The sequence below is a fragment of the Psychrobacter sp. NZS113 genome, assembly GCF_015864825.1.
Lineage (GTDB): Bacteria > Pseudomonadota > Gammaproteobacteria > Pseudomonadales > Moraxellaceae > Psychrobacter.
Genome location: NZ_JADYWL010000004.1, coordinates 405,933 through 415,078, shown reverse-complemented (window position 1 = coordinate 415,078; position 9,146 = coordinate 405,933). Strand labels below are relative to the sequence as shown.

At 40.6% G+C, this 9,146-nt stretch carries 10 protein-coding genes and 1 rRNA gene; 10 read left to right on the top strand and 1 reads right to left on the bottom strand.

Annotated features, from left to right (window positions below):
• The 9 genes from rrf to I6E61_RS08480 all read left to right on the top strand — a co-directional run.
• Positions 1 to 110 (top strand): 5S ribosomal RNA (rrf, locus tag I6E61_RS08520); the annotation flags it as partial.
• A gap of 110 nt (positions 111 to 220) precedes the next feature.
• The gene (locus tag I6E61_RS08515; protein WP_197100548.1) at positions 221 to 568 is read left to right on the top strand and encodes a hypothetical protein; all 348 of its coding nucleotides are present in this window, start codon (positions 221 to 223) and stop codon (positions 566 to 568) included.
• A gap of 325 nt (positions 569 to 893) precedes the next feature.
• Complete coding sequence (locus I6E61_RS08510; RefSeq protein ID WP_197133172.1) at positions 894 to 1,247, top strand: hypothetical protein; 354 nt, start codon at positions 894 to 896, stop codon at positions 1,245 to 1,247.
• A gap of 111 nt (positions 1,248 to 1,358) precedes the next feature.
• On the top strand, positions 1,359 to 2,000 hold the full coding sequence (locus I6E61_RS08505; RefSeq protein ID WP_197133169.1) for a glutathione S-transferase family protein: 642 nt from the start codon (positions 1,359 to 1,361) through the stop codon (positions 1,998 to 2,000).
• 449 nt (positions 2,001 to 2,449) lie between these two features.
• Positions 2,450 to 2,905 carry a type II toxin-antitoxin system RatA family toxin gene (locus I6E61_RS08500; protein ID WP_197133166.1) on the top strand — a complete coding sequence of 152 codons (456 nt, stop codon included), beginning with the start codon at positions 2,450 to 2,452 and terminating at the stop codon, positions 2,903 to 2,905.
• 366 nt (positions 2,906 to 3,271) lie between these two features.
• The gene (locus tag I6E61_RS08495; protein WP_197133163.1) at positions 3,272 to 4,018 is read left to right on the top strand and encodes a DUF4145 domain-containing protein; all 747 of its coding nucleotides are present in this window, start codon (positions 3,272 to 3,274) and stop codon (positions 4,016 to 4,018) included.
• A gap of 128 nt (positions 4,019 to 4,146) precedes the next feature.
• Positions 4,147 to 4,560 (top strand): OsmC family protein, encoded by a 414-nt coding sequence (locus I6E61_RS08490; RefSeq protein WP_197133160.1) that lies wholly within the window; start codon positions 4,147 to 4,149, stop codon positions 4,558 to 4,560.
• Position 4,561: 1 nt separating this feature from the next.
• Positions 4,562 to 5,026 carry a flavodoxin family protein gene (locus I6E61_RS08485; RefSeq protein WP_197133157.1) on the top strand — a complete coding sequence of 155 codons (465 nt, stop codon included), beginning with the start codon at positions 4,562 to 4,564 and terminating at the stop codon, positions 5,024 to 5,026.
• 101 nt (positions 5,027 to 5,127) lie between these two features.
• Entirely contained in the window at positions 5,128 to 5,787 is a 660-nt protein-coding gene (locus I6E61_RS08480; RefSeq protein WP_197133154.1) for a DUF938 domain-containing protein, read from the top strand.
• 98 nt (positions 5,788 to 5,885) lie between these two features.
• On the opposite strand, the gene I6E61_RS08475 is transcribed toward I6E61_RS08480, so the two are convergent.
• Positions 5,886 to 6,677, bottom strand: a complete 792-nt coding sequence (locus tag I6E61_RS08475; RefSeq protein WP_197133151.1) for a dienelactone hydrolase family protein — start codon at positions 6,675 to 6,677, stop codon at positions 5,886 to 5,888.
• A 296-nt stretch (positions 6,678 to 6,973) separates the two neighbouring features.
• Here I6E61_RS08475 and I6E61_RS08470 point away from each other — a divergent pair, with 296 nt between their 5' ends.
• The gene (locus I6E61_RS08470) at positions 6,974 to 9,061 is read left to right on the top strand and encodes a catalase (RefSeq protein WP_197133147.1); all 2,088 of its coding nucleotides are present in this window, start codon (positions 6,974 to 6,976) and stop codon (positions 9,059 to 9,061) included.
• Positions 9,062 to 9,146 lie beyond the last annotated feature (85 nt).

Sequence of the window (9,146 nt, the reverse complement as noted above, 5' to 3'; positions counted from 1 at the left end):
CGACAATAGCGCGATGGCACCACCTGATCCCTTCCCGAACTCAGAAGTGAAACATCGTAGCGCCAATGGTAGTGTGGATTCGTCCATGTGAGAGTAGGTCATCGTCAGCTCTCTATTCTAGAAAAGCCCCCTTTCGCTAACGCGAAAGGGGGCTTTCTCTGCGTGAGATAAAGTACTGTGTGCTATTATTTATAACTATTATTATATTTCGGAGTAAGTCATGGGCGTTTCCATCTACTATACGGCTGAGCGTACGACACTTTTAACGGAGCAAGAGCAAGAAAATATTACGCTGATCGTTGATAAGTATAATGAAAGCTTTGAGCACACAGAAGAGGCAGAGTCGTTTGATCTTTACGCCTATGATGATAGTGAGTCAGAGGTAATACTAGCAGGTGCAACGAAAATATCTTCTAGCATGGACGTTGAGGATCTTATATATACGCTTGGTCATTGGCTAGAATGTTTGACTGAGATTCGACTGGCAGTTGCTGATGCAGAGTGGCATGTACACTTAGACGATAATGATGCAGTATGGGTAGATGATAAATGGCAGATGGAAGAATAACTTATTAGTATTAGGTGAAGTGTGCCATTAATTATTAATCAGCTTGGTCTATATGGATAAGTTTTACGGCGATCTCCTCATTAGAGCTCTATTCAAAAGAAAACCCCCTCCGCATGAGCGAAGGGGGTTTTCTTTTGCCTGCAGTTTGGGGTAAACAGCGGAGTTTAGTAGTATTGTCTTTAATATGAGTTTAAAGTAGATGAGCATAACAATGCTAGGCTTACGAGCAAGCAACTGGGATCATGAATATTGATCTTTTAGCATTTTAAAAGGTTAGTTAACTTTCAATAACACTAAGCTAGAAAGCAAATTAGGATACAAATCGATGTTAATTATTAAACTAACTGATAGTAAAGAAAATTTGGACGATATTGAGAAAATATGTCTATATTTAACAAAACACAAAGAACTGTTGCCTTTGATAACCACTGAAGAAGGTAAGGATATTTCCTATATTTTAAAGCCAACATTTAAAGCTGATCACAACGAATCTGAAAAGAAAGCGCACTGGGAAAAAGTATTCAATGAGTTTACGCTAACTGATAATAAAGGCGATGAAATGCGTTTTTATAGAGAGAAAAAAACAGACGCTCTATACTTTGGTACTAAGAAAGGATTTGAGACCCTAGAAAGTATCAATAATGATGAACCTGCTATTCAAGGTAGATTTAACCACTAAAGCGATTAGTGAGCTTCTGTTAATTGATTGAGCTTTGATTTAAGATATATTTCAGCCAGACAGTAAGCTGTTATGAGTGTCTGGTAACTTTAGAATAATGGAGTCTATATTTTGTTTAAACTTTACTATTACCCAAATAATGCTAGTTTGGCTCCACATTTTCTCCTGCACCATGTGCAAGCGGATTATGAGTTAGTACTTGTCGAAAGAGAGAAGGACACTCACAAATCAGCCGATTATCTGAAGTTAAATCCTACTGGGCGTATTCCCACGCTGGTCGTTGATGATCAGCCAATCTTTGAAAGTCCTGCTATCTGCATTCATATTTGTGAATCGCACCCAGAGTACGAGTTGATACCTCCACTTGGCGATCCTAAACGACCATTATTTTTTCAGTGGCTCGCATTCTTAAACAATACGTTGCAAGCGGAGCTGATGGTTCGTTATTATCCACATCGTCATACTAATGATGAACGTAATATACCAAGTGTTATATCTGCGCAAGATGATCGTATTGCAGAGGCTTTGTCTATTATTAATGATCAGCTGGAGTCTAATGAGTTTTTGCTTGGTGAAAAGTTATCGGCATGTGATTACTTTCTCTTTATGTTGGCAGAGTGGTCATTGGTATCAGAAAAGTCGCCTATGACCTATAAAAACTTGGCAATGTATCTAAATCGATTAAGTGAAAACCCTAGTATAAAGGCGGTATGTGAGTTTGAAGAGATAGATCTGACACCATTTAAAATATAATCGTACTAAGTTACCAACGTTATAACTCAGAATTTTTAAGAAAGAATTGAGGCAGCAAAGGGAAAGCTTATGTCAATTTGGTCACTGGTTCTAATATCATTTTTGCATATTACGATTGGTGGGGCTTTTTCACTTGGTTTTCTCTTTTATATTTGTGCAGAGAATAGCCCGGATTTATCTAAATTTGAAAATAATGCTCTGTTTACTTTACTCATCGCATATTCAGTCTCTCTGTTAGTAAGTACTGGACTGGCCATTTACTATTATGCTGCACTTGATAGCGAGTCGTACTACTTATGCTTTTCGTTGTCTTGGGGTTTGCTCATACTGCTGTTAGGGTATTGGACATATATTTCAGCGAGATTTAGCTAGAAATTCTTTTTCGGCTATGCATTGTAATCCTCTGTTTTATCAGGGGTTACCTACTTACTACGGTGTTTTCCAAAGAAATGAAAACAATAAAACGCTCTATTACAATTAGTTCAAGTCAGAGTTATGTGTTTGAAATTACTCAAGACTATCACATAAGATTAGAGTGGGACCCTTATTTGAATGAAGCTAGGCTTTTAGGCAACTCGCTCAATGCTGGTATTGGCGAAGAATCATATTGTAAAAATAAATTGGGGATGGTTATGATTTCTAAGTATATATCTTACAAAAGTCCAGATGTGGCAGCAGTAAAAATGATAAAAGGCCCAAGAATACTTAAAAAATTTAGTGGTGCTTGGAATGTAAAGAGCACTGGCATCGGAGGGTCTTTAGTTATCTTTACGTATAATTATGAATTAAAAGGTAAAATATTTAACAAACTATTCGGTCCTATTAGTGCTTTTGTTTTTGGATGGGAAATGAAGGTTCGGTTGAATAATTTGAAAAAATATTGTGAACGGAATAATGTGCCATAAGTTGTTCAATGTGCACTAGTTATCGTTTTAGCCGAAAAGTAATATTTATAGTCAAATAATAAACTCATATTTGATCTTCTTTGTTGACGACAATAACGTGATGGCTCCACCTGATCCTTTCCCTCACTCAGAAGTGAAACATCGTAGCGCCAATGGTAGTATTGTTCGCCTATTTGTGAGTAAGCCATCGTCAGCTCTCTGTTCAAAAGTAAAACCCCCTTCTGCTAAAGCGGAAGGGGGTTTTCTTTCGTGTGGGAAATACTGATTATTCTAAGGTTGGGTTGTTTTTTTATATATTGCGAGTTTACTACATTAGTGCTAACTTATTTCAGAGTACACTCATATCTTTTTTCAGGAGAAAATTTATTGTTAACTGATAATTTGTTCACTGCATCTTTTCATAGTGATAATATTCCAGTGTGGCCTTGTCCAAAATGTGGAGTTCAATCTCTATCTTGTGTAGATAATGGTTTCGATAAAAAATACAAAGAACCTATTGACCCTAACGATCCTAATTTTGATCCAGAATGGATAGATTATCTTTTTACAATAAATTTAAAATGTTCTAACTCTTCATGTAGCTCTAAGGTGATTTGTATTGGAACTGGTGAGGTATCTCAGGAATATCTGTACGATGGTAGTGGAGAGTGGGCTTGGTTTGATAGCTTTCAACCTGAATATTTCGAACCACCTTTACAAATATTCGTACCTCCTATCAACACTCCTTTTTTAGTTAAGAAAGCCCTGAGAAACTCTTTCGCTACTTTTTTCTCATGTCCTAGCTTGAGCTTAACAGCTTTGAGATCCGCTTTAGAAGTGTTGCTCGGTGAAATGGAAATTGCATCAGTTGATATAAATGGAAAGTTTCTATCTCTAGTAAGGCGTATTGACTTATTACCTGAAGATAAAAGGAAAATAGTAGAGCCTGCAAACGCTATAAGATGGCTTGGGAATGATGGTACACATAGTGGTGGCTTTCAAGTTCGTAAAAGTGATGTGCTTGATGGCTATCGAATATTTGAGCATATACTTATTGAGCTTTACCCTGAAAAGAGAGCATCAATAGATGCTTTAGTAGCCCGTATAAATCAAGCTAAAGGATTAGGACGATAAACGCTATCAGTTTAAAATTATTAGTAATATTTTTTTTACCTTAAAATTTGATTTTAGATATTTAACAGTGTTTTTATACCTTTTTCGGATATCTATAGGAACGTATTTTAATATTGGAGCCAAAAACTATGACCACATCAAAAGTTACCTACCAAGGCAATTTACGCACACAAGCCATCCATCTACAGTCTAATAATCAAATCATTACCGATGCGCCGACAGACAATCATGGTAAGGGCGAAGCATTCTCACCGACTGATTTGCTAGCGACCAGTTTGGGCAGTTGTATCTTAACGATTATCGGTATCAAAGCCGAAGCGATGGATATCGATATCTCAGGTACGACCGCAGAAGTCACCAAAGTCATGGCTACCAAACCAAGGCGTGTGAGTGAAATACACGTTATAGTCAATTTCTCAAAGGCATTGGATGAGAGTACGCTAAAACGATTTTATAAAACTGCGTTGACATGCCCAGTAGGCAATAGCTTGGATCCTGCCATTACTCAAAATCTAGTATTTAATAATGGTACAGACGCCTAATATGGCTAATAAGACCTTACTCATCGTCGCTCATGCACCATCGCCCAATACTCAGAAATTGGCGCAGGCTGCCTATGACGGTGCCAATCATCCTGATATAGATGTCACTGTCGTTTTGAAGTCACCACAGGATACGCAGCCTGAAGATGTGTTGGCAGCTGATGCGTTGCTGTTAGGCACGACTGAAAATCTGGCGTATATGGCAGGGCTGACTAAGGATTTCTTTGATCGTTGCTACTATCCAGTGCTAGAAGAGAAGCAGGGCATGCCATTTGCGGTATACATACGGGCAGGGCATGATGGTACGGGTACTAAGCTTGCGCTCAAAACCATTATCACAGGCCTGCGTTGGTCTTGGGTGCAAGAGGCGCTGATACTACAGGGTGATTGGCAAGAGAGCTTTGCTGCGCAAGTAGAAGAGCTTGCCATGACGCTTGCTGCTGGCGTAGAAGCAGGTATTTACTAGTATTGAGACATTTGGCAGTGACTAGGGTAGGATTTGACAATGCTTATGAATCTATCGACATTAATACTAAGACGATAATAGACGGTCTGGAGAGAGTAGTCATGCATGACGCTGATGTAAATAGTGATAATCTGAATAGTAAAGTGGATATCGCTGCATTGCCGTTTTCTCAAGCGTGTGAGAATAATAAGCAGCCTATCTTAGAAGTGTTGCAAAGCGAGCTGCAAGGTTTTAATCATGTGCTAGAGATTGGCTCTGGAACTGGTCAGCATAGTGTGCATTTTGCGCCTAATCTGCCTGAGCTACAATGGCAAACGAGTGATGTGATTAGTAATCATCGGCACATAATAGCTTGGCATCATGCTTATCCTGCGCCCAATCTATATGCCCCTTTAGCGTTTGATTTGAGTACGGATGCCGTACCTGTCAATAGCCAGTTAAACTTACCTTATGATGCAATATTTACGGCCAATACGCTGCATATTATCAGCTGGGCTTTGGTTGAACGTTTATTTGCATTGGCTGGTGATGCGCTACTTACTGATGGCAAACTGATTGTATATGGCCCATTTAACGAAGAGGGTAAATATACCAGTGAGGGTAATCAGCGATTTGATGCGATGTTGAGAGCAGGCAATCCTGATAGTGGTATTCGCCATAAAGAAGACATTGTCAGTTTAGCAAAGACTCATCAACTACAACTTCTAAAAACGTATGTAATGCCTGCTAATAATCAGCTATTGGTATTTCGGAAGAATTAAATGCTTAAGATTGTATAAAAAAAGACACCTCAATGGATCATTATAAGATCTTATTGAGGTGTCTTTTTTCGTCTACTTATCTGCTTTGTGCGGTTAGACTATTTATACTCTTCTGCTAAGAAGTCCAAGTAACGCTTCCAAGAGCGTTCATCTGCACGTGCATCATATCTATCACTACCAAACACACTAAAGGCATGTGGTGCGCCGCTATAGGTGACCATCTCGTGAGGTATCTTAGCTGCTTCTAGTGTCTTACCCAAAGTCGCAAAGCTTTCTAGAGAGACAGATTGGTCAGCTGAGCCATGGAATACTAATATCTCTCCGGTGGTATTGTCATAACTTTGACCAGTTGGGATGTCAAAGGCACCGTGGAAGGGTACAAAGGCTTTTTGTGGGAATCCCGAGCGTGCTAGCTCTAGAGCAACCGTACCGCCGAAACAATAGCCCATGGTCGTGCCTTTACGCACATCGTTACCTTGTAAGCGTCCTGCATTCAATGCACCTTGTAGCAAGCGGCGCATCTTGTTGCGATCGTCATATAGCTCGCCAGTTAGACGTTTGTTTTCTTCAACAGAAGTAGGACGAATGCCTTGACCGAACATATCTGCTGCCAATACGTTGTAGCCTTCGGTGGCCAACATGTCCGCACGCTTACGCTCATAGTCAGTTAGCCCATCCCAGTCATGAATCAATAAGATAAAAGGGGCATTAGGCTTGTCGGCTTTGGCGTAATAACCTTCGTACGCTTGGTCATCGACCGTATAGGTAACGTTTTTGGTCGTAATAGCGGCCGCTGTTTGGCTGACCATTAGCCCGACAACCCCTAAAGAAGTTCCTAGTACCAATGAGCGAAAAGGACTGATGATAGAGTCTGATGAAGTAAATAACATAAGTAGCCTCACTGTTTTATAGTAAAAGAAAATGAGCGAACTAAATGGATATGCATGGTTGTAAGAAGCCATAAATCTCAAAGATACTGTTTGATGATTTATCGTAAAGAATAATTACAATAGGGAAAAGAACTATTAATCATAGCACGAGGTACAAAAAGTAATAAAGGCGTTTTTTCGTATGCAAAATTTAACCAAACATTAACAAGGAATGCCATGAATTAGTCATATTTTTTGGCTAATATTAAATACAGCTCTGCATAGAGCCTACTTTTAATGACTAGCTAGGATGCATAATGAATAATAATATTGATCATACCGACCCCGCTAAAGACATGAACACTGAACGTGGTAATGGTGGCGAGACCCATCAGCGTGCCAGTGATGACGCTAAAGTTTTGACGACGCAACAAGGCGTTGCCATATCTGACAATCAAAACTCTCTAAAATCTGGCAGTCGTGGACCCACATTGCTAGAGGATTTCGTACTGCGTGAAAAGATTCATCATTTTGACCATGAGCGTATTCCTGAGCGTATCGTCCATGCGCGTGGTAGTGCTGCACACGGTTATTTTGAGCTGACCGAATCACTAGAAGAATATACCACGGCGAAAATTCTGACCGAAACAGATAAGCAGACGCCTTTATTTACCCGTTTCTCTACCGTTGCTGGTAATAAAGGATCAAAAGATACGCCACGTGATGTCCGTGGTTTTGCTGTGAAAATCTATACTGAAGAAGGTAACTGGGATATCGTCGGTAACAACATGCCGATTTTCTTTATCCAAGATGCGATGAAGTTCCCAGATTTGATTCATGCGGTAAAACCAGAACCTGATCGCGGCTTCCCACAAGCGGCATCTGCGCATGATACCTTTTGGGATTTTGTATCATTGACTCCTGAAACCATGCATAACTTGATTTGGCTAATGAGCGATCGTGGTCTACCGCGTAGCCTACGTATGATGGAAGGCTTTGGTATTCATAGCTATCGTCTCATCAATGAAGAAGGCAAGAGTACCTTTGTACGTTTCCATTGGAAGCCAGTACTGGGTGTGCAGTCAACCACATGGGATGAAGCAGTGAAAATATCGGGTGCTGATCCTGATTACCATCGTCGTGATTTGTTTGAATCAATCAATAATGGCGACTATCCTGAATGGGAATTTGGTGTTCAGTTATTTACCGAAGAAGAAGCCAATGCGTTTCCGTTTGATCATTTAGATGCGACCAAACTGATTCCAGAAGAGATGGTGCCAGTGAAGGTAGTGGGTAAAATGGTGCTCAACCGCTACCCAGATAATTTCTTTGCAGAAACGGAGCAAGTGGCATTCTGTCCATCACATCTACCACTAGGTATCGACTTCAGTAACGATCCATTATTGCAAGGTCGTCTATTCAGCTATCTAGATACCCAGCTATCACGTTTGGGCTCGCCAAACTTTGCACAAATCCCAATCAATGCACCAAAATGTCCATTTGCGAACAATCAGCAAGATGGTCATATGCAAATGCAAGTACCAAAAACTCGCACGCTTTATGAGCCACAGAGCTTAGATCCAACGAGACCTCGTGAAAGTGCCAAACGTGGCTTTGAGTCATTCCATGAGCAGTTGGATGATGGCGTCAAAGGTCGCGTACGTGCAGAGAGTTTCGCCGATCACTATAGTCAGCCGCGTATGTTCTATCGTAGCCAAACACCGACGGAGCAAGCACACATTGCAACGGCGTATGCCTTTGAGCTAGGTAAAGTAGATACGGCACATGTACGTGCTCGCATGCTTGGTCATTTGATTCATATCGATGAAGACTTGGCCAATCGTGTGGCAATAGCGCTCGGTATGGAGTTACCAGAGCCTGCTGATGCTGCGGCACCTGTATTAGACATGGCAACGTCTAAAGCAATACAAACTATTGGCTTAACTCCTGACAGCCTAAAAGGTCGTATGATCGGTATCTTGGTTGCAGAAGGTTCTAATAGTAGTGAAGTCAAGAAATTCGAAGATGCTGCTAAGGCGCAGGGTGCTAGTGTCAAGATAGTAGCACCTAATAAAGAAGTGGTACTGGATGATGGCACCCGTATACAAGCCGATGAGCGTCTCGCTGGTGGCCCGTCAGTGATGTTCGATGCGGTAGTGAGTATCATCATGCCTGAACAGGCTAAGAAGCTCGCAAAAGACAGCTCAGCATTAGATTGGTTCAACGATGCTTACAACCATTGTAAAGCGATTGCTTATTGCGGTGCGACGGATGAATTCATTTTGAGTAAACTCCCTGTTGAAAAAGACAGTTTTGTCACGCCACTGGCTGAACTAGATAGCTTCATTGAAAATGCGAAGTCTCGTCTGTGGGAGCGTGAGCCAAAGGTACGTGATTTGGCGTAATTAATCTCACACAGTTTCCAAATACGTTAAATTTCTTCAGAAACTCAGCCTATGTGCTGAGTTTTTGTTTATGTGAGGAAAAGTG